The sequence below is a fragment of the Yoonia sp. JB2-21 genome, assembly GCF_055693545.1.
In genome coordinates this window covers 1093028-1117166 of record NZ_JBVFUC010000001.1, presented here as the reverse complement: position 1 = coordinate 1117166, position 24139 = coordinate 1093028, and the positions used below count along the sequence as shown (strand labels likewise).

General features: G+C 59.0%; 21 protein-coding genes and 1 pseudogene. 11 read left to right on the top strand and 11 right to left on the bottom strand.

Features of this window, described 5'->3' with window-relative positions; translation table 11 throughout:
* The 3 genes and pseudogenes from ACZ1G5_RS05595 to cobN form a co-directional block, all read right to left on the bottom strand.
* Entirely contained in the window at positions 1 to 660 is a 660-nt protein-coding gene (locus tag ACZ1G5_RS05595; RefSeq protein WP_472731908.1) for a YrbL family protein, read from the bottom strand.
* A gap of 15 nt (positions 661 to 675) precedes the next feature.
* Complete coding sequence (gene cobO, locus ACZ1G5_RS05590; RefSeq protein WP_472731907.1) at positions 676 to 1284, bottom strand: cob(I)yrinic acid a,c-diamide adenosyltransferase; 609 nt, start codon at positions 1282 to 1284, stop codon at positions 676 to 678.
* 34 nt (positions 1285 to 1318) lie between these two features.
* Positions 1319 to 5016: pseudogene (gene cobN, locus ACZ1G5_RS05585) on the bottom strand (cobaltochelatase subunit CobN).
* Between the two features lie 47 nt (positions 5017 to 5063).
* On the opposite strand from cobN, the gene ACZ1G5_RS05580 reads away from it, so the two are divergent.
* Positions 5064 to 5228 carry a hypothetical protein gene (locus tag ACZ1G5_RS05580; RefSeq protein ID WP_472731906.1) on the top strand — a complete coding sequence of 55 codons (165 nt, stop codon included), beginning with the start codon at positions 5064 to 5066 and terminating at the stop codon, positions 5226 to 5228.
* A 2-nt stretch (positions 5229 to 5230) separates the two neighbouring features.
* Here the strand turns inward: ACZ1G5_RS05580 and ACZ1G5_RS05575 are convergent, their stop codons facing one another.
* Both ACZ1G5_RS05575 and cobW read right to left on the bottom strand, forming a co-directional pair.
* A complete protein-coding gene (locus ACZ1G5_RS05575) occupies positions 5231 to 5680 on the bottom strand; it encodes a GNAT family N-acetyltransferase (RefSeq protein ID WP_472731905.1) in 450 nt (149 codons plus the stop codon).
* On the bottom strand, positions 5677 to 6747 hold the full coding sequence (cobW, locus tag ACZ1G5_RS05570) for a cobalamin biosynthesis protein CobW (RefSeq protein WP_472731904.1): 1071 nt from the start codon (positions 6745 to 6747) through the stop codon (positions 5677 to 5679). Before cobW ends, ACZ1G5_RS05575 begins: the two co-directional genes overlap by 4 nt.
* A gap of 303 nt (positions 6748 to 7050) precedes the next feature.
* Here cobW and smc point away from each other — a divergent pair, with 303 nt between their 5' ends.
* Entirely contained in the window at positions 7051 to 10506 is a 3456-nt protein-coding gene (gene smc, locus ACZ1G5_RS05565; protein ID WP_472731903.1) for a chromosome segregation protein SMC, read from the top strand.
* A 53-nt stretch (positions 10507 to 10559) separates the two neighbouring features.
* Here smc and ACZ1G5_RS05560 read toward each other — a convergent pair whose 3' ends face one another.
* The 5 genes from ACZ1G5_RS05560 to ACZ1G5_RS05540 all read right to left on the bottom strand — a co-directional run bounded on the left by ACZ1G5_RS05560 (position 10560) and on the right by ACZ1G5_RS05540 (position 15246).
* Entirely contained in the window at positions 10560 to 11720 is a 1161-nt protein-coding gene (locus tag ACZ1G5_RS05560) for a dipeptidase (protein WP_472731902.1), read from the bottom strand.
* A gap of 81 nt (positions 11721 to 11801) precedes the next feature.
* A complete protein-coding gene (locus tag ACZ1G5_RS05555) occupies positions 11802 to 12968 on the bottom strand; it encodes a lytic murein transglycosylase (protein WP_472731901.1) in 1167 nt (388 codons plus the stop codon).
* 75 nt (positions 12969 to 13043) lie between these two features.
* Positions 13044 to 13943: an adenosylcobinamide-phosphate synthase CbiB gene (gene cbiB / locus ACZ1G5_RS05550; RefSeq protein WP_472731900.1), complete on the bottom strand. Its 900-nt coding sequence runs from the start codon at positions 13941 to 13943 to the stop codon at positions 13044 to 13046.
* On the bottom strand, positions 13940 to 14875 hold the full coding sequence (locus ACZ1G5_RS05545) for a threonine-phosphate decarboxylase (protein WP_472731899.1): 936 nt from the start codon (positions 14873 to 14875) through the stop codon (positions 13940 to 13942). The genes cbiB and ACZ1G5_RS05545 overlap by 4 nt, the downstream gene beginning before the upstream one ends.
* Positions 14872 to 15246 (bottom strand): DUF1636 family protein, encoded by a 375-nt coding sequence (locus ACZ1G5_RS05540; RefSeq protein WP_472731898.1) that lies wholly within the window; start codon positions 15244 to 15246, stop codon positions 14872 to 14874. The genes ACZ1G5_RS05545 and ACZ1G5_RS05540 overlap by 4 nt, the downstream gene beginning before the upstream one ends.
* 197 nt (positions 15247 to 15443) lie before the next feature.
* Between ACZ1G5_RS05540 and ACZ1G5_RS05535 the strand changes: the two genes are divergently transcribed.
* Positions 15444 to 15830, top strand: coding sequence for a response regulator (locus ACZ1G5_RS05535; protein WP_472731897.1), 387 nt, complete (start codon positions 15444 to 15446; stop codon positions 15828 to 15830).
* On the opposite strand, the gene ACZ1G5_RS05530 is transcribed toward ACZ1G5_RS05535, so the two are convergent.
* Positions 15795 to 16772: a glutathione S-transferase family protein gene (locus ACZ1G5_RS05530; protein WP_472731896.1), complete on the bottom strand. Its 978-nt coding sequence runs from the start codon at positions 16770 to 16772 to the stop codon at positions 15795 to 15797. The two genes, ACZ1G5_RS05535 and ACZ1G5_RS05530, sit on opposite strands and share 36 nt — an antisense overlap.
* A gap of 101 nt (positions 16773 to 16873) precedes the next feature.
* Here ACZ1G5_RS05530 and ACZ1G5_RS05525 point away from each other — a divergent pair, with 101 nt between their 5' ends.
* From ACZ1G5_RS05525 to ACZ1G5_RS05490, 8 genes are all read left to right on the top strand, one after another.
* Entirely contained in the window at positions 16874 to 17290 is a 417-nt protein-coding gene (locus ACZ1G5_RS05525; RefSeq protein ID WP_472731895.1) for a DUF6732 family protein, read from the top strand.
* Entirely contained in the window at positions 17287 to 18486 is a 1200-nt protein-coding gene (locus ACZ1G5_RS05520; RefSeq protein WP_472731894.1) for a sirohydrochlorin chelatase, read from the top strand. Before ACZ1G5_RS05525 ends, ACZ1G5_RS05520 begins: the two co-directional genes overlap by 4 nt.
* 26 nt (positions 18487 to 18512) lie before the next feature.
* Positions 18513 to 19148 (top strand): precorrin-8X methylmutase, encoded by a 636-nt coding sequence (locus ACZ1G5_RS05515; protein WP_472734280.1) that lies wholly within the window; start codon positions 18513 to 18515, stop codon positions 19146 to 19148.
* On the top strand, positions 19141 to 20343 hold the full coding sequence (gene cbiE / locus ACZ1G5_RS05510) for a precorrin-6y C5,15-methyltransferase (decarboxylating) subunit CbiE (RefSeq protein ID WP_472731893.1): 1203 nt from the start codon (positions 19141 to 19143) through the stop codon (positions 20341 to 20343). Before ACZ1G5_RS05515 ends, cbiE begins: the two co-directional genes overlap by 8 nt.
* Entirely contained in the window at positions 20340 to 21041 is a 702-nt protein-coding gene (cobI, locus tag ACZ1G5_RS05505) for a precorrin-2 C(20)-methyltransferase (RefSeq protein ID WP_472731892.1), read from the top strand. Before cbiE ends, cobI begins: the two co-directional genes overlap by 4 nt.
* Positions 21032 to 22840: a precorrin-3B C(17)-methyltransferase gene (cobJ, locus tag ACZ1G5_RS05500; RefSeq protein WP_472731891.1), complete on the top strand. Its 1809-nt coding sequence runs from the start codon at positions 21032 to 21034 to the stop codon at positions 22838 to 22840. Before cobI ends, cobJ begins: the two co-directional genes overlap by 10 nt.
* A gap of 91 nt (positions 22841 to 22931) precedes the next feature.
* On the top strand, positions 22932 to 23699 hold the full coding sequence (gene cobM / locus ACZ1G5_RS05495) for a precorrin-4 C(11)-methyltransferase (protein WP_472731890.1): 768 nt from the start codon (positions 22932 to 22934) through the stop codon (positions 23697 to 23699).
* Positions 23700 to 23788: 89 nt separating this feature from the next.
* A complete protein-coding gene (locus ACZ1G5_RS05490) occupies positions 23789 to 24136 on the top strand; it encodes a hypothetical protein (RefSeq protein ID WP_472731889.1) in 348 nt (115 codons plus the stop codon).
* Positions 24137 to 24139 lie beyond the last annotated feature (3 nt).

Genomic DNA, 24139 nt, shown 5'->3' with positions numbered 1-24139 from the left:
CTAGCGGTAAATCTGGCGCGTCTTGGCATTCCATTTCAGTTTTGATTTACGGGCCAAACGCGCGCAGCTGTCATCAAGGCCAATCCGGTTCGTCCATTTTGATAGTGACCTGACAGGAATGGCAAAGATATCGCCCAAGCCATCGACCAGTACGCATTCGCGCGGGCCAAGTTCGTCACCATCAAAGCGATGCCCAATGACCAGATTTTTGGCATTCATATCGCCGGCGCGAATATGACAATCGTAAATCCGGCCAATCGCATCATTTGTCAGCGCAAGATCCTCATCCGTCAATGTGCCAGACGAAACTCTTTGGCGAAAGGTCCGTCCCAATGTGCCATCCGGCTCCATCACCCTTTCCGTCAGACAACCAAGCCCGAGATTGGTTGAAACAAAACCGAACATATGGGCGATTGGCGGATGAAAATCAGGGTTGGGGTGGCGCAGCATGACGCGAAGGTATTCTTCATATTCCTTGCGGATCTGCCGGATGCGTGTGCTTGGAAAAAAGCGATCCATCTTGCCGCTAAAGCTTTTGCGCACACGCATGTCACTTGCCGGTTTGAGCACCTTGACCAGTTTGCGATGGTCCTGCGGATGCAGAAAAACAAAGCGTTGTATGCCAGCCGCGATTTGATCTTTTGGGTTGAGGTAAAGCACGATGCGGACCCGAATTCAGAATTCGACGCCAATTTGCGCCTTGATACCAGACCGAAAGGGATGTTTGACGAGTTCCATTTCAGTCACGAGATCGGCGAGTTCAATCAGGTCTTCATGCGCATTGCGTCCCGTCAGGACCACATGGGTCATTTCGGGTTTGTGATCCCGCAGGAAAGCCACCACCTCAGTCGCGCTGACATAATCGTAACGAATGGCGATATTGATCTCGTCCAGCAGCACCATGTGGTTCGTTTCATCCAGGATCAGCTCTTTGGCCTTGGCCCAAGCTGCCTGCGCCATTTCGGTGTCGCGGGATTTGTCCTGCGTTTCCCAGGTGAACCCTTCGCCCATTGTGTGGAACGCGCAGGTGTCGCTGAATTTGGCCAAGATCAGGTCACGCTCGCCGGTGGACATGCCGCCCTTGATGAACTGCACGACGGCGCATTTCATATCATGGGCAATACAGCGAAAGATCATGCCGAAGGCCGCAGATGATTTACCTTTGCCCTTGCCAGTATGGACGATGACCAAACCCTTTTTGTCGGTTTTGGTCGCCATGATCTTGTCGCGGGCGGCCTTTTTCTTGGCCATCTTCATGGCGTGACGGTCTGTGTCTTCGGTCATGATTGGTACTTTCGTTCGGTGGGTTGCGCCCACTCTACAGCAACCCGGCGATGCGCGCACGGGCAGAGTTGGATTTGGGTTGCCAAAGCTTGCGGTCAATCGCTTCTTGCAGCCGCTGGGCGATTTCCCTCAGCGCGGGGGCGTTGGCATCGGCGATGAAATCACGGGTGGCGTCGTCTTTGATAAAGGCCTCTTCCACCAGATCGAAATGGTGGTTGCGCACGGCCCCCGTGGTGGCCGCAAAGGCAAAAAGGTAATCGACCGTTGCCGCAATTTCGAACGCGCCCTTATAGCCGTGGCGTTTGACGCCATCGATCCATTTGGGGTTCACGACGCGAGACCGGACGACCCGTCCGATTTCATCGTCCAGCGTCCGGATCACCGGGCGTTCAGGGCGCGAATGGTCGTTGTGGTAGATGGGGCGGTCTTGCCCTTGCAGGGTGCTGATCGCTGCCGCCGCGCCGCCTTCGAATTGATAGTAGTCGTCGCTGTCGAGGATATCATGTTCGCGGTTGTCCTGATTTTGCACGACCGCTTCGGCCTCTGACAGCCGCGCTTCAAAGGCTTTGCGGTCCTTGCGGCCCTCAGCGCCTTTGCCGTAAGCGTAGCTGCCCCATTCCAGATAGGCCTCAGCGAAGTCAGATTTGTCCGCCCAGATCCGTTCATCGATCAGCGCTTGTAGTCCGGCACCATAGGCGCCGGGTTTGGAGCCGAAGACGCGGGTTTGGTCTTCGCCCTGTTTGGCGCGTGCGGCGGCTGGGTTCAGGTCGGCGGGTTCGTTCATGTCTTGCACGGCGCGTGCGGCACTATCGACCAATGCGATCAGCTGTGGGAAGGCATCGCGGAAGAAGCCAGAGATGCGCAAAGTCACATCAACGCGGGGTCGGCCCAACACTGACTGGGGCAGGACTTCGAAACCAGTGACGCGCCGGTTGGCGCTGTCCCATTTGGGTTTGACGCCCATGAGCGCGAGCGCTTGCGCGATGTCGTCGCCGCCGGTGCGCATGTTCGCCGTGCCCCATGCGGTAACCAACATGGCGCGTGGCCAGTCGCCGTGGTCTTGCAGGTGTTTTTCGATCAGTAGATTGGCGGATTTCCAGCCCAAGGCCCAAGCGGTTGGGGTAGGGACCGCGCGGCTGTCGACGGAGTAGAAGTTGCGTCCCGTTGGCAGGACGTCCATGCGGCCCCGTGTCGGTGCGCCAGACGGACCGGGGGGGACGAAATTACCCGCGAGTGCAGTAAGTAGGGCTGTGCCTTCGGCGTCGCCGCAGGCTTTTACCGTCGGTAGGATATGCGTTGTTATCTCGGAAAGCACCGCCGCGCTCATCGGCCCTGGCGGGCGCTCTTCGCCGGTGATCAGGCGTTGCGAAAGGCCTTCGAGCCTTTCGATGGTGTCGCCGTTGGTGCGCCATGTTGTGCCATCGGTCAGAGCGTCGGGTTTTTCAGGCGGCGTGCCTGCCATGTCGCAATCGAGCGGGTCGATAGTGAGGGCGAGGTCGGTTGCGAGCGCGCGCAAGAGCGAGGCATTACCAGCTTTTCCATCGCCGCGTGGCACCCGTGCCAAAGCAATCGCGAGGTCGCGTTCTTGTTGGCCGGTCGGGGATTGCCCAAAGATGTGCAGCCCATCCCGGATTTGCGCTTCTTTGAGTTCGCAAAGGTAGGCATCGAGTTTGCCAAGATCGCCGTCTTTGTCGCCCGTGAAACCTGCGTCTTTTGCGAGACCTGTGACGTCGGACAGCGAGAGAATTTCTTTTCGTAGATGGTCAATTCGGCGCGGGTCGACGCCGGCGGCTTCGTAATATTCATCCACCAGTGCTTCGAGGTCGCGGAGTGGTCCATAGTTTTCGGCGCGCGTCAGTGGGGAGTCAAATGGTCGATGATGACGGCTGATGTGCGCCGTTTGGCTTGGGTGCCTTCGCCTGGGTCGTTCACGATGAATGGGTAGATGTGGGGCGTGGGGCCGAAGACGGCCTCGGGCCAGCAGGTTTCCGACAGCGCCACCGCCTTGCCGGGCAGCCATTCGAGGTTGCCGTGTTTGCCCATGTGAACGACGGCATCGGCACCCCAGTGGTGGCGCAGCCAGAAATAGAAGGCGAGGTAATTGTGCGGTGGGACCAGATCGGGCGAATGGTAGGTATCGGTCGGGTCGATGTTATAGCCGCGGGCAGGTTGCAGGCCGACGACCGCATTGCCGAAGCGGTGGATGCTCAGGGCGAAACCTGTTTGTGCGGCGTCTGTCGGAGCCTCCGGCGGAAGTTTGATTGGACATAGAAAAGGGTCTAGGTCAGGTGTGCCCCAGCGCGTGGTGATTTGGTCTTTGACGTCCCAAGGAAGCGCTTCGAAGTATTGGTTGTAGATGCCGAGCGGGAGGATTTCGCCGCCTTCTTTGTCGGCGTGATCTGTCAGCCAGTTCGTTGGTCCGGCCATGATTTGCGCCATCAGCGCCGCACTATCCGCAGGTGGTGTGACGTCGTGCCCTTCGGCTTTCAGTAGGTTCAGCACGTGGATCGTGGCGGCAGGCGTATCGAGGCCGACCCCGTTGGCGAGCCGCCCGTCTTTGTTGGGATAATTGGCGAGGATGAGGGCTGTCTTCTTTGTCGCCGGTGGCGTGCGCCGCAGGCTCGCCCAGTTTTTGGTCAGCTGCGTGACAAAGTCGATCCGGTCGCCGCGCGCTTGGTAGGTGGCGATGGGGCATTCGGTGGCCTCGTCGAAAAACGCCTCGCCTTTGAAGCTGACCGCGCGGGACAGGATACGCCCGTCCACCTCTGGCAAGGCCACGTTCATGGCGATATCGCGGGCGGTGAGGCCGTGCAGGCCTTCGGCCCATGTGGCCTCGGATGCGCCTGAGAGGATGGCTTGAAAGATGGGCGCGTCATTGCTGAGTAACGGGTTTTGCGGGCTTTCGTCGCCGTCATGCGGGCTGCCGACGGCAAAGGCCGTACAGTTGAGGATGACATCGGGCGGGGCTTTGGCAAAGAGCTGGTGCAGGGTCGCCGTGCTGACGGGGTCTTTCAGGCTGGCCACGAAGATGGGCAGCGGGTTCAGCCCTGCGCGCAATAGGCTGCGGGTGAGCCGGTTGACCGGGTTGAGCCCACCGCCTTGGACCAGCGCGCGGTAGAAGATGATCGGCACGATGGGGGCGTCTTTGTTCCATCCGGCTTGCGCCGCTGATAGGTCCGCGATGCCTGCACCCGGCCAGTAGACGCCAGCGCGCAACAGCGGTGCGGGCGCAGTTGGTTTATCGCCGCCATCCAGCATGGTGTTCGCGTAGGCCAGCAGGTTGGTGCTGTTTTCTGGCCCCCCTTCAACGAGGTAGGACCAGAGTGTGTCATAGTCTTCGCCGCTGACCGTGGACAGTTCGCGCAATTCTGGGTCTGGTTTGTCGTCGCCGGGCAGGGCTGCGAAGGGAATGCCTGCTTCGCGCAGACGCGCGGCGTATTGGGTCAGCCCATATTTCCAGTAGCCGGCACCACCCAAGATACGCGCAATGACCAGCCGTGATTTGGTGGCGCAATTGTCGAGATGCAGATCGACTGACATGGGATGCGTGAGATGCATCATGTTGGCCAGCCGCAGGGTTGGCGGGTCTGCCATCTCTGCACGTGCGTCTGAAAGGGCGGCGAGTTCCGTGTCTGCTGCCGAGATGATCACAACGTCCGCAGGCGTCTGCCCCAGATCAACAGGTTCGCTGCCGTCAGAGATCGCACCGGGGGTGGCTGCTAGCAGGTGCATCTAACGATCCCGCGTGTTAGGAGCCGTCTGAACAAGAGGTCACGACCATGGATTACAAAGCCGCAGGAGCGCCGAAATTGGGTAAGAAAGCACCGAAACACCAAGAGCATAATGCCCATGGCAGCAACAAGAAGCCCTTTGGCCAGCGTGTAAGTAAGGAAGAACTGCTCGCCCGGATGAAAGCGGCGGCTGAGGCGAAGAAGGCCAAGTAACGTCACAGGGGCTTTTCCATGAAGATGGAGCTGTTGGCGGTGATATAATCCCCGAAGACGCCGCATTTGGTAAAGCCGTGGCGCTCATAGAGCCGATGCGCTGCATGCAGCACATTGCCGGTTTCTAGCTTGAGGATGGTGACGCCTTCTTCAACCGCAGTGTCTTCGATTTGACGCAAGAGAGCCGCGGCGACGCCTTTGCCGCGTGCCGCCTCCGAGACGAACATCGACTTCACTTCGCCATAGTCGGGTTTCACCCTGAGCGCACCTGTTCCAAGAAACGTATCGCCTTCACGCGCCGTGAAGAAATAGATGTCGGGCGCGACCAGATCGTCGATCTCCAGATAGTAGTTATCTTCTGGCGGAAACAGGCTTTGCATCAAGGCGTGGCTTTGCTGCAGCAAGGCGGTTGCCTGCGGGTGATGCGGGTCTGTCCGTTCGACGATGATCATGCTTGCAGGGCGGCACTGATTGCCGATTGATCAAGACCTGCTTCGCCGATGACCACCAGACGGGTTTCACGGGGGGCGTCCCCGAACGGCTGGTCAAAATAGGTATCCACGCGCGGACCGACCGCTTGCAGTGTCAAGCGCATGGGTTTGCCTGCGATGGCGACGAAACCCTTGAGGCGCAGGATGCCGTGGGCGCGGATCACGTCGGCCACCTGTGCGGAAAAGGCGTCTGCGTCGGCGATTTCACCGCGGGTGACGATGAAGCTTTCAAATTCGTCGTGGCCATGTTCGTGTTCATGATCATGGTGGTGATCGTCTTCGTCATCATCATCATGGTGGTGGTGATGGTGGACTTCGTGGCGCGCAGCGAGGTCACCTTCGGCGCCGATCCCTTGGCCCAAGAGGACATCCACTGGCAAAGCGCCCATGGACGCTTTGATGACTTGGACGCCATTGCGGGACTCAGATTTCAGTTTGCTGGTCAAGGTTTCTGCCTCGGACGCCTCTAATAGGTCGGTCTTGTTCACAACGATCATATCCGCGCAGGCGACTTGATCTTCGAACAACTCGGACAATGGCGTTTCGTGATCTAGGTTTTCATCTTGCGCGCGCTGGGCGTCCACGGCAGCCACGTTATGCGCAAACTGGCCGTCGTGGACGGCGCGGCCATCCACAACGGTCACGACACCGTCGACGGTCACTTTGGTGGAGATGCCGGGCCAGTTGAAAGCGCGCACCAACGGTTGCGGCAAGGCAAGGCCGGAGGTTTCAATCACGATATGATCGGGTTTGTCGTCGCGGGCCAATAGCGCTTCCATCGTGGGGATGAAGTCATCGGCGACGGTGCAGCAGATGCAGCCGTTGGACAGCTCGACGATATCGTCTTCTGTACAAACCTCGTCCCCGCAGCCCTTGAGAATGTCGCCGTCGACACCAAGGTCGCCGAATTCATTGATGATCAGCGCGATCCGCTTGCCTTGTGCGTTTTGCAGCATGTGGCGGATCAGCGTGGTCTTTCCTGCGCCGAGAAAGCCGGTGACGACGGTAGCTGGGATCTTGGCGGGCATGTCGTGTGTCCTATCAAAAAGCATATGCGGGATGGTTGTCGCGTCACCTGCGGTAAGTTTCAAGAGCCGAGTGTCTGGTTGCCGCGTTTGTACCCTCGCCGGACGGGGTGTCTGGTTGGGAATCGACCTTTGTAAGCTACTCTGCGGCCACCAACGGGCCATTTCAGCGCGAGCCAAGCCAATAACCGCAATATCTTGTGGATAACATGGCGGAACATAGCACATGCGGGGTCCGGGGCGTTGACTCGCGATGCTGCGGGAGGTGATGCTTTCGTACCTTGAGGAATCACACGGGCAAACATCTTGCGCTTTAGCAAACTCCGACTGAATGGCTTCAAAAGCTTTGTCGACCCCACCGATCTGATCATCGCTGATGGTCTCACGGGTGTTGTGGGGCCGAATGGCTGTGGCAAGTCGAACTTGTTGGAGGCCTTGCGCTGGGTCATGGGTGAAAACCGCCCGACGGCGATGCGCGGCGGCGGGATGGAAGATGTGATTTTCGCCGGGGCTGCCACGCGGCCAGCACGGAATTTTGCTGAAGTGTCGTTGGTCATTGATAATGGTGAACGGCTGGCACCCGCTGCGTTCAACGATGACGACAATCTTGAAATTATTCGCCGAATTACGCGGGATGCTGGATCGGCGTACAAGGTAGGTGCCAAGGATGTACGCGCCCGTGATGTTCAGATGCTCTTTGCGGATGCGTCAACCGGGGCGCATTCGCCAGCCCTGGTTCGCCAGGGACAGATTTCGGAACTGATCAACGCAAAACCCAAGGCCCGCCGCCGTATTCTGGAAGAAGCGGCTGGCATTTCGGGCCTGTATCAGCGCCGCCATGAGGCTGAGTTGAAGCTGAAAGGGGCAGAAACAAACCTGACCCGCGTTGACGATGTGATCGAACAGTTGGCGGCGCAGCTGGGGCAACTTGCCCGTCAGGCAAAGCAGGCTGCGCGCTATCGCGAAATCGGTGACAAACTGCGGCGCGCTGAAGGCATGTTGCTTTTCCGTCGTTGGAAAGAGGCGGATGAGGCGCTGTTGGCGGCGTCGGAACAGTTGCGTGAACGCACGACGACTGCCGCGCAGGCAGAAAAGGCCGCGCGCGAAGCAGCCAAGGCACGAACGGTTGCAGAAGAAGCATTGCCGCCATTGCGTGAGGAAGAGGCAATAGCGGCTGCGGTGCTTCAGCGTTTACAGGTCCAGCGTGACACGTTGAAAGATCAGGAACAGCGGGCGCTTGAGATGATCGAAACGCTGCGCGGCCGTATCGAGCAACTGACCCATGACATCGACCGGGAAAACGGGCTGAATAAAGACGCCGGCGAAACGATCGAACGACTGGAATGGGAAGCGCGCGAGATCGAAAAGGCCGGTCAGGGCCATGATACACGTCTGGAAGAAGCCCAGGCCGGTGCACGCGAGGCGGCGGGTGTGCTGCAACAGCGCGAGGCCGATCTGTCACAACTGACCGAGGATGTGGCGCGACTTGCGGCGCGGCACCAGTCTGCGCAGCGTCTGTTGGACGACAATCGCACAACACTTGCCAAAAGCGAGGAAGAAGCGGCGCGTGCAAAAGCGGCGATGGCAGAGGCCGAAGCGGCGCTGGGCCGGGCCGAAGCAGATTTTGCTGCGGCTGGAGACGCCGAGAAAGCCGCGGTCGCGGCGGCTGAGGCGGCCGATAAAGCGCTGGTCGATGCGGAAAGCGCACGGGCAGAAACACAAGCGCGCGAAAGCGACGCGCGTGCATTGCGGTCAGAGGCCGAGGGCGAAGCAAACGCGCTCCGCGCCGAGGTGGCTGCGCTCGCGAAGCTGGTGGAACGTGACACGGCCGAAGGCGGTCAGGTCCTTGATTTGCTGCGTGTGCAGGGCGGCTATGAAAAGGCCTTGGGTGCGGCTTTGGCCGACGATTTGCGTGCACCCGAAGTGGACGCATCGGCAAAATCTGGCTGGGCGTTGCTGCCCAGTTACGGCGCTGCACAGACATTGCCGGACGGGGTCATGGCCCTGACCAATTATGTCACGGTGCCAGAGGTGTTGGCGCGACGAATGAGCCAGGTTGGTCTTGTTGATGCTGCCGATGGTGCGCGATTGCAGGCTGACCTAAAGCCGGGTCAGCGGCTTGTCTCGGTCGAGGGCGATCTGTGGCGCTGGGACGGGTTCCGCGCCGGTGCCGAAGACGCCCCGTCGGCGGCCGCTTTGCGATTGCAACAGCTGAACCGTCTGACCGAATTGAAGAGGGATCTGGAAGAAGCCTCTGCCACAGCAATGGGTGCATCACAGGCGCATGAGGCACTGACCGGACTGTTGAAAGAACAGACCGAGGCCGACCATGCGGCCCGTCAGGCGCGTCGTGACGCGGATCGTGCCGTCGCAGACGCCAATCGTGCCGCAAGCCGGGCCGAAGCGGACCGCAATCTGTCGCAAGGCAAGTTGGAAAGTCTCGGTCTGGCCGTCAAACGTCATGAGGAAGAGGCCGTGAACGCAAGGCGGTCTTTGACCGAGGCGGAAAAAGCGGCGGAAGACCTAGGAGATCTTGAGACAGCACGCGCATCGGTCGATGATGTCAAAATGACCGTTGAGGCCGCACGGATCACAATGATGTCGCGCCGCTCGGCCCATGATGAGGTGCGCCGCGAGGGTGAGGCGCGTCTCAAGCGTAGTCAGGAAATCACCAAGGAAATCAGCGGGTGGAAACACCGGTTAGAAACGGCCAACAAGCGGACGGCAGAGCTCGCGCAGCGCAAGGCCGAATCCGAGGCGGAACTGGCCGAGGCCACGGCCGCGCCTGAGGAAATTGCCGCAAAGCGTGCTGAGCTGGCTGATGCAATTGATGAGGCCGAGACGCGCCGCAAGGCGTCAGCGGACAAGCTGGCCGAGGCCGACACGGTGCTGCGTGACGCGGGTCATCTAGAGCGCGAAGCGGAGCGACAAGCCTCTGAGGCGCGCGAGGCCCGTGCCCGATCCGAAGCCCGCTCAGATGCAGCGAAAGAGACGGTCGCCTATGCCGCCGAACGCATCATGGAAGCGCAGGACGTGACCCCGGACAAGCTGCTGGAGACATTGGACACGGACGTCGATCAGATGCCTGCGTCTGAGGTGATCGAAGGGCAGGTCAACGCCTTCAAACGCCAACGCGACAGCCTGGGTGCTGTCAACCTGCGCGCTGAAGAGGATGCCAAGGAAGTGCAGGTTGAGCACGATGCGCTTGTGTCCGAGAAAGCAGACCTTGAAGCGGCGATTGCTGCATTGCGGTCAGGAATTGCCAGCCTGAACAAAGAAGGTCGGGAACGCTTGTTGACCGCCTTTGAGCAGGTCAATGAGAACTTCGGCCTGCTGTTTACACATTTATTTGGCGGGGGCGAGGCCAAGCTGGTTTTGGTGGAATCAGATGATCCGCTTGAGGCTGGACTTGAGATCATGTGCCAACCGCCCGGCAAGAAGCTGAGCACTTTGTCACTATTGTCGGGTGGCGAGCAGACCTTGACCGCTCTTGCGCTTATCTTTGCTGTATTCTTGGCGAACCCCGCGCCAATCTGTGTGCTAGATGAGGTTGATGCGCCGCTGGATGATGCCAACGTCACCCGTTTCTGTGATCTGCTGGACGAAATGACCCGGCGTACCGAAACACGGTTCCTGATCATCACGCACCACGCCGTCACGATGAGCCGGATGGACCGGCTGTTTGGTGTCACAATGGGCGAGCAGGGTGTCTCGCAGCTGGTGTCCGTGGACCTTAAACGCGCAGCTGCGATGGTGGCCTGACCGGTGCCGCGCGTCTGACGACGACGCCCCACCCGCCAGCCCGTGCGGGGGCCCTATGGCAATCGTTCTTGGAGTACCCGGACCATATTTTCGCCCATAACCTTGCGAATTTGAGTTTCACTGAGACCGCCATCAATCAGGGCTTGGGTCAGCGCAGCCATTTCGGAGGCATCAAAGCCAGTTGTCACCGATCCATCAAAATCAGAGCCCAGGGAAACGTGATCCTCGCCCAAGAGCGCAATTGCATCGCGGATCGTGGCGGCCACGCCAGCAGGGCTTTCATCACATGTGACATCGCGCCAATACCCAATCGCGATCACGCCACCAGTGGCCGCAATCGCCTGCATAAGATCATCAGGGAAGTTCCGTTTTGTCGGGCAAACGCTGTAGATCCCGGTATGGCTGACCACGATCGGCATATCCGTCATTGCAAGCGCGTCCCACGCCACCTGGGGCGATGAGTGTGAGACATCAAGGATCAGATTGCGCCGCTCAATCTCGGCCACAACCTCGCGTCCGAAGTCGGTAAGCCCATGATTACCCTGGCCGTGTAGGGATCCACCCAATGCGTTGTCAAAGAAATGCTGAAGCGCAATCATGCGATGCCCCGCAGCTTCGATCTTATCAAGGTTCGCGATATCCCCCTCCAGCGGATGCGCGCCTTCGATGCCAAGCAGCCCCCCCACCACAACCTGTCCAGCGGCGCGATCTGCAAGCAAAGCATCCAGTTCTGCGCGGGTTTTGATGACGCGTAGCTGTCCACCCGACGCATCGGCGTAGTTGTGCAGCCGCTCCGCCTGATAGAGCGCACGCTCCAGCAGGCTATTCCATGTGCGGGGCGGCCAAAGCTGACCGATGGCGAGAGGTGTTATGTTGTCGAAGGCTTCGCTGGAATTGTCTTGGTAATTTTGGCCTGCGGGGCTTTTGGTGACCGCGGTGAACATTTGCAGCGCGACATTGCCTTCGATAAGGCGGGGTACATCGACGTGCCCCCGGTCGGCACGATCCAGCAGGCTGCGTTTCCACAAAAGCGTATCGGCATGCCAGTCGCCGATCACCAGTTGGTCATGAAGTGCGCGCGCCTCGGCTGACACAGGATGAGGGCCAATGTCCGACACGGCATTTCGGCCACTTTCGACATAACCGGGGGCGAAAGTCAGAAATGCGATGAGTGCAAGGACAACCAATCCCACAAGAATTTTTAGCAGACGCATTTTTCACTCCCCAGCGGTAATTCGAATAGAGGCTGAACGCAGACCGAAATGCAAACCGGGCCTGCATGACGTGGCGGTAACCTAGAGTTGGTTGAGCAGATCCAGCGTGGGCCACGCGTCAGCGGGCAAACCAAGCCGCACCTGTTCCGCTTGCACGGCGGCCCGCGTCATCGCCCCCAAAATCCCGTCAATGCCGCCAACATCATGACCGCGCTGCGTTAGTTTCTGTTGCAATTGCTGCATTTGTGCGCCGCTCAGCGCGGCTGACGAGTTACCGGCATTATAGACCGGTGCCCCACTCAGACGCGTTGCAAAATAGGCAGCTGTCGTGACGTAGACAAAGCTCTTGTTCCAGTCAAAATAGACGTCGAAATTGGGGTAGGTTATGAATGCCGGGCCATTCCGGCCCATCGGCAAAAGGATGGATGCTTGCAGATTGGCAGGGCCAAGTGACCCGGTCCGGGCCCGTACGCCACGTGCGGCCCATTCGCGGACCGTTGCTTTGTGATCAAGTCCTGTTTGTGACCAATCAAGATTAGCAGGCACCACGATTTCCTGAAGCCAGGGTTCATTCGCGCGCCACCCTAGCGAGGACAGGACGTTCGCCCCGGTCATCAACGCATCGGCCGAAGAGCCCCGCAGATCAACGACCCCGTCGCCGTCACCGTCCATACCCTGGCGCACAATCTCGCGCGGCAGTTTCTGGAGTTGTCCGATCTCACCTGCCCAGGCGCCGGTGGTTGTGGCGGGGTTCATGCCGCCACGTCGGTAAAGCTCAATCGCGGCGATCAATTGTGGGCGGAATAGCCCCGGCCGGCGACAATCATGCGCAAGCGTCAAAAGGGCGTTGCGGGTGTTAAAGTTGCCTTGAACCTGGCCATAGTCGGTTTCAAAAGCCCAAAACGCCAAAAGCACGCCGCGCGGGATGCCAAAGCGCGCCTCGATGGCGTTGAACGTGTTGTTGTTCCGCTGGCTGTAGACGCGCCCGTTATCAATGCGGTTCTGGCTGATCAACGCGCGTGAAAAGCTGATGAAGTCGCGTTGAAACACACCTTGCGCGCGGTCTGCGTTGATGACCGATTGATCAATCCGTGCGCCTTGAAAGAACGCGTCAACTGTTTGTGCCGGTATTCCGGTGGCCCGTGCCTCTGTTTTGACGCCATCGATGAAAGCGTTCACCGGGCCGCCGCAGGTTTGTGCGGTCGCCGCGCTGGCGAAAAACGAAAGGGCAAGGGCTGCTGCGCGCATGTTGATCTCCGACATTTGAATATTGCCGAGCGTATCAGGGGTGGGTGGCAGCGCAAGTGTGGTTCTGTTTTGGGATCACGTGAGCAATGCAAACAAAACGGCGATAGCCAGCGAAAGCCCCCATGCTTTCCAAAGCACGGTGACGGTTGTGTCGATATCATCAGCGTCCAGTTCGCGCTTGCCGGTGCCGTTCACAAAGGGGTAATCCCGTTGTTCTCCGCCATAGCTGCGCGGACCACTGAGCGCGACACCTGTGCCATGCGCCATCGCGGCCTCTGGCCACCCTGCGTTTGGGGACCGATGCAATGGGGCTTCACGCAGGATTTGGTGGGCGTTGGATCGTGACGTTACCACCCAGATCAACAGCGCGGTCAGACGTGCGGGAATGATGTTGAGAAGATCATCCAGTTTCGCTGACGCCCAGCCAAAATCTTCATGCTTTGGTGTGCGGTACCCGATCATGCTGTCGGCCGTATTGGTCACCTTATAGATAAGCAGACCCGGCACGCCCGCGACCGCGAACCAGAATATCGGTGCAATGATCCCGTCTGACAGGTTTTCAGCAGCGCTTTCGATTGCGGATCTTGCGACTGCGGCCGCGTCCATATCTTTGGTATCGCGCCCGACGATCATGGCGACGCTGCGCCGCCCATCGCCAAGTGACAGGCGCAGGGCGTCCCCGACCGCCTGTACATGACCCACCAAAGACCTTTGTGCCAACAGGATCGCCAGAATGATGACATCGACCACATAGCCGGGAACCAGTTGTATCAGCCATCCCACGACCCCCGCCAGGACGCAGAGTTCTGCGATTGTCATGAAACCCATCAACCGCTTGTGCGCGCCTTTGTTGAACTTCGTGTCGCACCAACCGATCAGACGACCCATCAAGACAGCCGGATGGGGCACACGCGACCATAGCCAACGGGGCTCACCCAACACCGCGTCCAGCAACATGCCCAGGATCAGGGTCAAAACGCGGCTTCCAATTGCGCCCAGCGATCAGGGGCAGGCAACCCAAGACGCAACCAATCTGATGCATAGGGAAAGACACGTGACCAGACATGCGCTTTGGCCAATTGGTCTTGGGCTGCTTTGGCGTCTTTGACTTTGTATAGTCGGAACAGGGGTGTACCCCCAACAAGCTTTGCCCCGTTTTGTGTGATCAGCGCATCCAAACGGGCCGCATCATCTGTCAGCCGTTCGCGTGTCTCATCCGCCCACATCGGATCGGCCAAGGCCTCTGCTCCGATCGACAGCGCCGGTCCTGAGATTTGCCATGGCCCTAACAGATCGGTCAATTTCGCGATGACCGCGGGGTCGCCAATGGCAAATCCGAGGCGCAGACCCGCAAGCCCCCAAAACTTACCAAAGCTTTTCAGCACAACCGTACCCGGGCGGGCCGCCAGAGTGATCAATGATTGATCGGGTGCGACGTCACAGAAGCTTTCGTCAATCACGGTATAGGCAGCATCCACGTCATTGACTTGCCAGATATGACCGTCCGGATTGTTGGGATGCACGGCGACCATCGCGTGACTGCGGTCTTGCACTAAACGCCACCCTGCTGCCGCGAAAGCCGCCCCATGTTCGTTGTAGGTCGGACCCGGAATGCAAACATCGCGGCCCGGGATCACATGGGGCAATGCGGCGATAATCGCGGATGCCCCCGTCGCCCCGATGATGTCAGCCTCTGGTGGGACATTCCAAAAGCTGCGCGCCAGCGCATACAGACGGGTGAACGCGGCTTCATCGGGTAGGGCCGTCCATGCATCGTTGTGCAATGTCGGCATGGGGTAGGGCACCGGATTGATGCCGGTCGACAAATCAAGCCAGCTTTGCCGTGTGCCGCCATAGGCCTTTATCGCGGCATCAAGGCCGCCGCCGTGATCGCGCTTTTCACTCATTCGTCTTTGGGCAGCGGTGGATGGCGTGTCACGAAGTGGCCTTTGACGGCCTGCGGCCACTCCCGGTAGGGAACCTGGCCCGTTTCAGAGCCCGCATGTGCCATCGCGTAGGCCACAATACCGGTCGCGGCCTCGGTTGTTGGCTCAAACTCGCCCAAGGTGTAATTCAGTTTGCCTTGCCCTTGGACGGCCACGTTACAGGCTTTCTTACAGCCCATCAGACAAGAGACCCGCCGCGTCTTCACATCAGTGAGTCCGCTTGCCGCGGCCTCGACCAAGGTTGCCAGCGACTCACCATCGGTCTGCGCCATGTCAGTGTCGCTCCACCCGTCGCATTTGCAGGTGTCGCAAATTGTGATCCACGTTGTCATATCTTATCGCCTGTTATTTCGTCACGCTTTCAAGCGGATTCTTGCCGTTTGTACAAGCTTTTGTGAACGTACCTGCCTTTTGGGGTAGGTCGCCGGCGACATTAACACTTCGTTAATAAATAGGGCATGACTGTGTTTGTAGACGGTATGAAACTGCGCGCATTTGCGCCGATACACGTTTGAACACTGGAGACATTATGCGCGCTTTGATTGTGCAACGAAACAAAGGCCTTGGGGGCGTCTGGCGGCGCCATCTTGAGCGGTTGGAAGTGGTGGTGTCGCTTGTGCACAGCGCGGAAGACGCGCTTGATGCCATCGAAACCACACCCTTTGATGTCATTGTCCTTGATCTTGTTTTGGCAAACGGCAGCGCGCTTGCGGTCGCCGATCTCGTCCAGTTCCGCCAGCCAAGTGCGAATGTCGTCTTTGTCACAGACACGACATTCTTTTCGGACGGGTCAATCTTTAGTCATGCCGCCAATGCGCGGGCGCTGATAAAGACGGCAACCCCCCCAGGGACCTTGCCGCCATCGTGCACCACTACGGCTTCAGCCGTCACGACCGTGAGGTGCCGCATAATCTAGTACCGGGTTGATGGGTAATATCCGGTGCGGGTTAATCGTCTCATGGCTATAGTGATAGTGCCGCACAATATGTTCCATATTCACCGTCTCTGCGATACCGGGCATTTGATACAGTTCGCGCGTATAGCCTGACAAGTTGGGGTAGTCGGCGATGCGCTTTCGGTTACATTTGAAATGCAGGTGATAGACCGGATCGAACCGCACGAGCGTTGTCCAGAGCCGCCAATCAGCCTCGGTCAGCTGATCACCCATCAAGTAGCGGTTGTCGCTCAGTCGCGCCTCTAACCAGTCAAGTGTCTCGAACAGCGGATATATGGCTTTGTCATAGGCCTCTTGCGATGTTGCAAATCCTGATTTGTACACCCCGTTGTTGAGCGTGTCATAGATGCGGTCGTTCACTGGTGCGATGGCATCGCGCAACTCTTCCGGCCAATAGTCATCTTTATTGCCGGTGATGTCGTTGAAAGCGGAATTGAACATACGGATGATCTCAGAGCTTTCGTTTGACACGATGGTCCCACGCTCTTTGTCCCACAAGATTGGCACAGTCACCCGCCCGTTCATGTCAGGCAACGCCTTGATATAGATGTCGCGCGCAAAGGGGAGACCGAAGAGTGTGTCGCCTGTTGCGCCATGATCGTCCGTCTCAAACGTCCAGCCATCCGATAGCATGTCGGGGTGCACAGCCGAAATGCTGACATGCGTAGTCAGCCCTTTGAGTTGGCGGAAAATCAAGGCGCGGTGGGCCCAAGGGCAAGCATACGAAACATAGAGGTGATAGCGGCCACGTTCGGCAGGAAAGCCACCATCCCCAGAGGGTCCAGCGGACCCATCAACCGTAATCCAGTTTCTGAACTGCGCATCTTTACGCACGAATGCGCCGTCGGTTGTTTTGGTGTCGTACCAAACGTCATGCCAAACGCCGTCCACAAGCTGCCCCATTATTTCCGCTCCTACTTCGTTTACTTGCTCAGGACGTAGCGCCGTCGGGTTAACGAACAAACAGCTTTCACAGCGCATAGACCGTGCATCTGCGCACATCTATGCCTCTGCCGCGCTTTGGCGCATATGCGTCGTTTAAGCGTTTGCCCTGCCTTGCCCTGACGATTATACCCGCCGCAGACGACGCCCAAATTGGGCCAGAGAGGTTGGAGATGGCACGGTCGACCCAAAACGGGGACCAGACATCGCATCGTCATGACCCGGGATACGGGGCCTCTTGCCATGTAATGAAACGGGGGACGCCGATGCGCGCACTATTCTTAGTCTTGTTTGTATTTGCTGGCTCTGCTGCCATGGCCCACCCCGGCCATTGGGCAGATGTTGCCGGGCATGACCATTGGATTGCGGGCGCCGCAATCGGGCTTGCTGGATTGGCGGCAATCTGGGGCGCTTTGAAGGGTAAAAAGGTCAAAGAGGAAGCCGAACCCGAAGAAGAGATGGAAGAGGAAACTGCATGAAGACCGGCGTCATGATCTGCGGTCACGGATCGCGCAGCCAATCAGCGGTGGATGAGTTTGCGACCCTCGCCGACAAGCTGCCCGCCTATCTGCCGGATGATTGGCTGACTGATTATGGCTATCTGGAATTCGCAAACCCGGTCATCCGCGACGGTTTGGACAGGCTACGCGAGGCAGGATGCGAGCGTATTTTGGCGGTGCCCGGTATGCTGTTTGCGGCCATGCATGCCAAGAACGATATTCCCACGGTCCTGAACACCTATGCCGCCAAACACGATATGAAGGTGCAGTACGGGCGCGAGTTGGGTGTTGATCCGAAGATGATTGCCGCCGCTGCGGGTCGCATTCAGGATGCGGTCGATCAGGCCAATGCCGATCACGGGGAGATGCCTTTGACCGAAACTTGCCTTGTGGTCATCGGGCGCGGCGCGTCTGACCCGGATGCCAATGGCAATGTGTCCAAGATCGCGCGGATGTTGCAAGAGGGTATGGGTTTTGGCTGGTGCGAGGTTGGTTATTCCGGGGTGACCTTCCCGCTGGTAGAGCCGTGCCTGCAACATGTGGCGCGCTTGCCCTACAAGCGGGTTATTGTTTTCCCCTATTTCCTGTTTTCAGGCATTCTGATTGACCGGATCTATGGTTTCACCGATCAGGTCGCCGCAGAACACCCGGACATTCAATTTGTCAAAGCGGGCTATCTGGGCGACCATCCCAAAGTGCTGGAAACCTTTGCTGAACGGATCATGGAACAGGTCAGCGACACCCCGCCACCCAACTGCGGCATCTGCGGGTATCGCAGTCAGGTGCTGGCGCTGGAAGAGGGCGGCCATCACCATATCAACGCCGAAGATCGCGCGCATCCGGCTTTCGGGGCCGTTCCGCCACCGACTTGTGTGTTGTGCAAATATCGCACCGCCGTGCTGGGTTTTGAGGGTGAGGTTGGCGCTGTTCAGGAAAGCCATCACCACCATGTCGAAGGGCAAGGGGCAAATGCGCCGGGTTCAAACGTGGCTGATTGCGCGCTTTGCGATACCTTCTGCACCGGCATGTGCCGCCTAGAGGCTGCGGATCATCATCACGACCATGATCACCATCACCACCACGATCATGATCACGACCATCACCACGCCCCTTACCCCCATGCCAAACACCCGCATGGACCGGAAAGCGCGCGTAAAACCAAAGCCAAGACGTAAGTCTTGGTTAAGTGAAAGTCCGCGACTTGCGCCCTTATGAAACCAACCCCTCAGCGATCTATGCGCAAAGCTTTGCGACCGTCCGGTCCGAGGCGCGACTGGAGCGGTTTGCGCCTGTGATGCAGCCGTTGATCACGCGGTTGATCCATGCCTGTGGGATGGTTGAGGTCGCGGATCGGTTGGCCTTTTCGCAAGGTGCGGCGGAAGCGGGGCATAAAGCGTTGCGGGCGGGTGCGCCGATCTTGTGTGATTGCGAAATGGTTGGCGCAGGCATCATTCGTCGGCATCTGCCATCGCAGAACGAAGTGATCGTGACGCTCAACGACCCATCGGTGCCCAGCCGCGCGCAAGAGATCGGCAATACCCGCTCTGCTGCGGCGGTAGAGCTTTGGCATGACCAGATTGAGGGCGCTGTTGTTGCAATCGGCAACGCGCCGACAGCTTTGTTTCATTTGCTTGAACTTCTGGACGCAGGCTGGCCCAAGCCTGCGGTGATCTTGGGCTTCCCAGTCGGCTTCGTCGGTGCGGCCGAAAGCAAGGCCGAACTGGCCGCCAATCCGCGCGGTTGCGATTATGTGGCCTTGCGCGGGCGGCGTGGTGGATCGGCCATGGCCTCAGCCGCCGTGAATGCACTAGCTGCGGGGTTGCCTGAAGATGGTTGAACCTTGGCTACATATCGTTGGCATCGGCGAAGACGGGATGGACGGTCTGGTCCCGGCCACCCAAGCAGTTGTTGAGGCCGCCGAGATCATCATCGGGGGTGAGCGGCATCACACGCTGACAGAAAACCTGTCGGCAGAGCGATTGGCATGGCCCAGCCCCTTTGACGCGCTGATTTCTACGATTGAAGGCTTGCGCGGCAAGCGCGTCGTTGTTCTGGCAACCGGTGACCCGCTTTGGTTCTCAATCGGTGCAAGGATTGGCCGCGCGATTGATCCTGCAGAGATCATCTATCACCCGCAGCTCTCTGCTTTTCAACTGGCTGCTGCACGCATGGGGTGGTCGTTGCCCGATGTTGAAACGCTGACGGTGCATGGCCGCCCAGTTGAGCAGATGATCGCCTTTATCCAGCCCGATGCGCAATTGCTGGTCCTGACGACGGGGGCCGAGACACCGGCACAGATCGCGGCCTTTCTGACCGCGCGTGGCTTTGGTCAATCCAAGATGACAGTTCTGGCTGCGATGGGCGGCAAGGATGAGGCGCGCTTTGATGGGCGGGCCGATAGTTGGGATCATACGGTGCCTGCGTTTAACACGCTCGCCGTGCAGTGCATTGCCGCCCCGGATGCCGCCCTTTTGCCGCGTGTGCCAGGCTTGGCGGATGATTTGTTTCAGTCCGACGGCACGATGACCAAACAAGAGGTGCGTGCGGCCACGGTGGCCAAGCTTATGCCCATGCGCGGCGCCCTGTTGTGGGATATTGGCTGCGGCTGCGGATCAGTGGCCATCGAATGGATGCGCGCGGCGCGCTATGCCCGTGCGGTTGGGATTGAGCCGCGTGCGGACAGGCGCGCCATGGCAGCCGCCAATGCGTTGGCGTTGGGCGTGCCGAAACTGGCCTTGGTTGAGGGCTCTGTTCCCGAGGCATTGGAAGGGTTGGAAGCGCCCGATGCGATTTTCATTGGTGGTGGTCTCAGCCGGGAAACATTTGACGCCGCTTGGGACGCCTTGCGCCCATTGGGCCGCTTGGTGGCGAATGCTGTGACTTTGGAAAGCGAGGCGGAACTGATCGCTCTACACAAGGCCCATGGCGGTGATCTGGTGAAGCTGTCGATCCATCGCGCTGAACCTGTCGGGCGTCTGACCGGGTGGCGGCCCTTGATGCCCGTCACGCAATGGAGCCTTGTGAAGCGATGACAGGGGTTCTCTATGGAGTTGGGTTGGGGCCGGGTGCGCCTGATCTGATGACACTGCGCGCTGCGCGTTTGATTGAGGGTGCGAAAGTAGTGGCCTATCCGACGCTGGCGGGTGCTGCCAGCTTTGCCCGCGCAATTGCGGCTGACTTGATTGCGCCGGACGTGCGTGAGATCGTCATGGATGTGCCAATGTCGGTGGAACGCGGGCCAGCGCAGGCGGCTTATGACAAAGGCGCTGCAGAGATTGCTGCCGCTTTGGACGCAGGACAAGATGTTATCTGTTTGTGCGAGGGCGATCCTTTTTTCTATGGCTCGTTCATGTATCTTTTCGCGCGCCTGTCCGCAGACTACCGCGTTGAGGTCGTTCCCGGTGTCACCTCTGTCACCGCATGCGCCGCGCGCGCGGGCATGCCCTTGGCCGCGCGTAATGAGCGTTTGACGGTGCTGCCGGGGCCTTTGCCCGAGGCAGAGTTGCGCGCGCGCATTGAAGGTGCGGAAAGCGTTGTGATCATGAAGGTGGGTCGCCATCTGGCAAAAATCCGGGCCGTGATTGATGACCTTGGGCTGACTGCGGATGCTGTTTACGTTGAACGGGCCACGCTGCCCGAAGAAGTGGTGCTGCCGCTTGCAGACGCCCCCGAAAGGGCGCCGTATTTTTCGATGATATTGTTAACAAAAGGGGCCGATCCTTGGCTTTGAAACCCGTTGTTCTGGCGCTTTCGCGCTCTGGTGAAGCGACTGCGCGTCGCGTGGCTGCAACCCTTGGTGCGCAGGTCCATGGCCGTGAAGGCCGGGTTGATCAAGCGGATGCGTTCTTTGCCAATGCGCTGGACCATGTGCGGGATTTATTTGCCGCAGGTGTGCCGATTGTTGGCGTCTGTGCCTCGGGTATTCTGATCCGTGCCGTCGCCTCGCTTCTGGCCGATAAAACGACCGAGCCGCCGGTGATTTCTGTGTCTGATGACGGGGCCGTTGTTGTGCCGCTACTGGGCGGGCATCGGGGTGCGAATAAGCTCTCGGCGCAGATTGCTGCGGCTTTGGACGCGGTGTCCGCTGTGACGACGGCGGGAGATGTCGCCCTTGGGATTGCATTGGATGAACCGCCCGCTGGTTGGCGCTTGGTCAATCGCACGGATGCGAAGGCGGCAATGGCTGGGTTGCTCGCAGGTGGTGGGGCTGAGGTGATTGGCGATGCGCCTTGGTTGGCTGATTTGCCGAAAGGTGACGGCTTGCGCCTGTCCTGCACCATGGACCAGCAAGATGATTTGGGCCGCGCGCATTTGCAATTTGCGCCGCAACGCCTGACCCTTGGGGTTGGCTGTGCGCGCAATTGTCCGACCGAGGAATTGGCGGATTTGGTCGCGGGTGTCTTGAAGGAGGCAGGTGTGGCACCGGAGGCAGTGCATTCTGTCAACACGATTTCGCTGAAGGCGGATGAACCTGCGATTGTCGCATTGGCTGCTGATTTGGGCGTGCCATTGCGCTTGTTCGAGGCGGACGCCTTGGAGGCGCAGACGCCCCGGTTGCAGAACCCCTCTGACGTCGTTTTTGCCGAGGTGGGCACGCATGGCGTATCTGAGGCCGCGGCCTTGGCGCAAGCGGGCGACGCGGGCGAGTTCTTGGTCGCCAAGCGCAAGACAGCAAATGCCACCTGTGCCTTGGTTGTGACGCCAGAGCCTTTGGTGGGGTTTGAGGGCCGGGCCCGTGGGCGTTTGTCGGTTGTGGGTATTGGCCCCGGTCAGGCAGCTTGGCGCACGCCGGAGGTGTCGCGCTTGGTATCTGAGGCGGAAGAGCTGGTGGGTTATGGCCTTTATATTGATTTGATGGGACCTTTGGCTGTCGGTAAACAGCGCTCTGATTTTCCGTTGGGTGGTGAAGAGGATCGTTGCCGCTATGCGCTGGAGCAGGCGGGGCAGGGCAAGAACGTGGCTTTGGTCTGTTCGGGTGATGCGGGTATCTATGCGATGGCAGCACTTGTGTTCGAACTGTTGGATCGTGGCCCGGATCAGATGGGTGTGACGGATGCAGCACGCCGGGTTGAAGTGGTGTGTTCACCCGGTGTGAGTGCGTTGCAAGGGGCGGCTGCCCGCGCCGGTGCGCCATTAGGCCATGATTTCTGTGCGATTTCGCTGTCGGATTTGCTGACGCCGCGAGACGATATTGTGAAGCGATTGAAGGCGGCGGCGGAAGGTGACTTTGTGATTGCCTTTTATAATCCGGTGTCGATGCGCAGGCGGACCCTGCTGGCGGAGGCACGTGATATCTTATTGCAGCATCGCCCGGCGGATACGCCGGTTATGTTGGCGTCATCTTTGGGTCGTCCGGAGGAGCATGTGCGTTATCGCCGTCTGGATGCGCTCGAAGTGGATGAGGTGGATATGCTGACCGTTGTTTTGATTGGGTCGTCGCATTCCCGCTTGGCTGCTTTGGGTGAGGGCCCGCGGATGTACACCCCGCGTGGTTATGCTCGTAAGATTGATGGGGATCTGGCGGGATGACGCTGTTTGGCTGGCGCCAAAGACGCCCCACCCGCCATCCCGATGCCTCCGGCGGAAGTTTGATCGGACATAGAAAGATGGGGGTCTTGCCATGACCGTTTACTTTATTGGGGCCGGTCCGGGTGATCCGGAACTGCTGACCTTGAAGGCCGCAAGGGTGATTGGGGCATGTCCGGTGTGTCTTTATGCCGGATCACTTGTGCCTGCTGAGGTTGTCGCTTGTGCGCCTGAGGGTGCGCTGGTGATGGATACCGCGCCGATGACGTTGGATGATACCCATGGCGCGATTTTGGATGCGCATGCCAAAGGGCAGGATGTCGCCCGAGTCCATTCGGGTGATCCATCACTTTATGGCGCGATTGCCGAGCAGATCAGGCGGTTGAAGGCGGATGGGATTGATTACCAGATCATTCCCGGTGTGCCGGCCTATGCCGCTGCCGCTGCTGCATTGGGGACCGAATTGACGGTGCCAGAGGTGGCCCAGTCGATCATTTTGACCCGTATGTCGATGAAATCGACGGGGATGCCTGAGGGTGAGACGCTTGAGAATTTTGCGCGCACCGGTGCGACGCTCGCGATCCATCTGGGCATTCGTGCATTGCGCGAAATTGAGCGGCAGTTGGCCCCTTATTATGGTGCGGATTGTCCGGTGGCCGTGATCTACCGCGTGGGTTGGCCCGACCAGATGATCATTCGCGGCACGCTTACGGATGTGCGCGAGAAGGTGCGTACGGCCAAGATAACGCGGACAGCGCTGATCCTTGTGGGGCCTGCTTTGGCCGATTCGCATGGGTTTCCTGATTCGGCGCTTTATGATGCGGCCAAGCCGCATGTGTTGCGGCCCCGTGTGAAGGTATAAGAATAAGGGCTTTCTGCACCGCGGCGGATTTTGTCATTTGAATTTTACCTTTATCGGGCCATCTTCTGCGTAGTCTGGAGGGGCTTGTTATGTATACGTTTTTGCCTGACGCCGTACGTCAGGGTCTTGAAGAAGCGCGCAAAGCTGCACTGAAGCGCAAAGACCGTCTGTCGGTCCACGATGGTGATGACACCTATCGCATTCGCCGGTTTTGGGATGGGGGTTTTGCCCTTGATCTGGACGGGTCAGAGCGGTTGCGCGGTCATGTCGATATCTATGATGGGCCAAAGCATCTTTATACGTGCCTAGTGGTGTCTTCGGTCGATGAAGATTTCGAGCGGGTGTTTGAGTTTAAATGGGCCACGCCTGTTGCGACCGAGCCTGCGGCAGATTTCGTGCGTCCAGACTTTGTGCCTGCGGGGCTGATCAGCCGCTGACCC

Coding starts and splice junctions, on each gene's coding strand:
- ACZ1G5_RS05540 (WP_472731898.1), bottom strand. CDS start 15,246: ATGACAACGTGGATCACAATTTGCGACACCTGCAAATGCGACGGGTGG.
- ACZ1G5_RS05525 (WP_472731895.1), top strand. CDS start 16,874: ATGCCTCTGCCGCGCTTTGGCGCATATGCGTCGTTTAAGCGTTTGCCC.
- ACZ1G5_RS05490 (WP_472731889.1), top strand. CDS start 23,789: ATGTATACGTTTTTGCCTGACGCCGTACGTCAGGGTCTTGAAGAAGCG.
- ACZ1G5_RS05560 (WP_472731902.1), bottom strand. CDS start 11,720: ATGCGTCTGCTAAAAATTCTTGTGGGATTGGTTGTCCTTGCACTCATC.
- ACZ1G5_RS05535 (WP_472731897.1), top strand. CDS start 15,444: ATGCGCGCTTTGATTGTGCAACGAAACAAAGGCCTTGGGGGCGTCTGG.
- ACZ1G5_RS05545 (WP_472731899.1), bottom strand. CDS start 14,875: ATGAGTGAAAAGCGCGATCACGGCGGCGGCCTTGATGCCGCGATAAAG.
- cobI (WP_472731892.1), top strand. CDS start 20,340: ATGACAGGGGTTCTCTATGGAGTTGGGTTGGGGCCGGGTGCGCCTGAT.
- ACZ1G5_RS05555 (WP_472731901.1), bottom strand. CDS start 12,968: ATGCGCGCAGCAGCCCTTGCCCTTTCGTTTTTCGCCAGCGCGGCGACC.
- cbiE (WP_472731893.1), top strand. CDS start 19,141: ATGGTTGAACCTTGGCTACATATCGTTGGCATCGGCGAAGACGGGATG.
- cobW (WP_472731904.1), bottom strand. CDS start 6,747: ATGCCCGCCAAGATCCCAGCTACCGTCGTCACCGGCTTTCTCGGCGCA.
- ACZ1G5_RS05575 (WP_472731905.1), bottom strand. CDS start 5,680: ATGATCATCGTCGAACGGACAGACCCGCATCACCCGCAGGCAACCGCC.
- cobO (WP_472731907.1), bottom strand. CDS start 1,284: ATGACCGAAGACACAGACCGTCACGCCATGAAGATGGCCAAGAAAAAG.
- ACZ1G5_RS05580 (WP_472731906.1), top strand. CDS start 5,064: ATGGATTACAAAGCCGCAGGAGCGCCGAAATTGGGTAAGAAAGCACCG.
- cobM (WP_472731890.1), top strand. CDS start 22,932: ATGACCGTTTACTTTATTGGGGCCGGTCCGGGTGATCCGGAACTGCTG.
- ACZ1G5_RS05520 (WP_472731894.1), top strand. CDS start 17,287: ATGAAGACCGGCGTCATGATCTGCGGTCACGGATCGCGCAGCCAATCA.
- ACZ1G5_RS05530 (WP_472731896.1), bottom strand. CDS start 16,772: ATGGGGCAGCTTGTGGACGGCGTTTGGCATGACGTTTGGTACGACACC.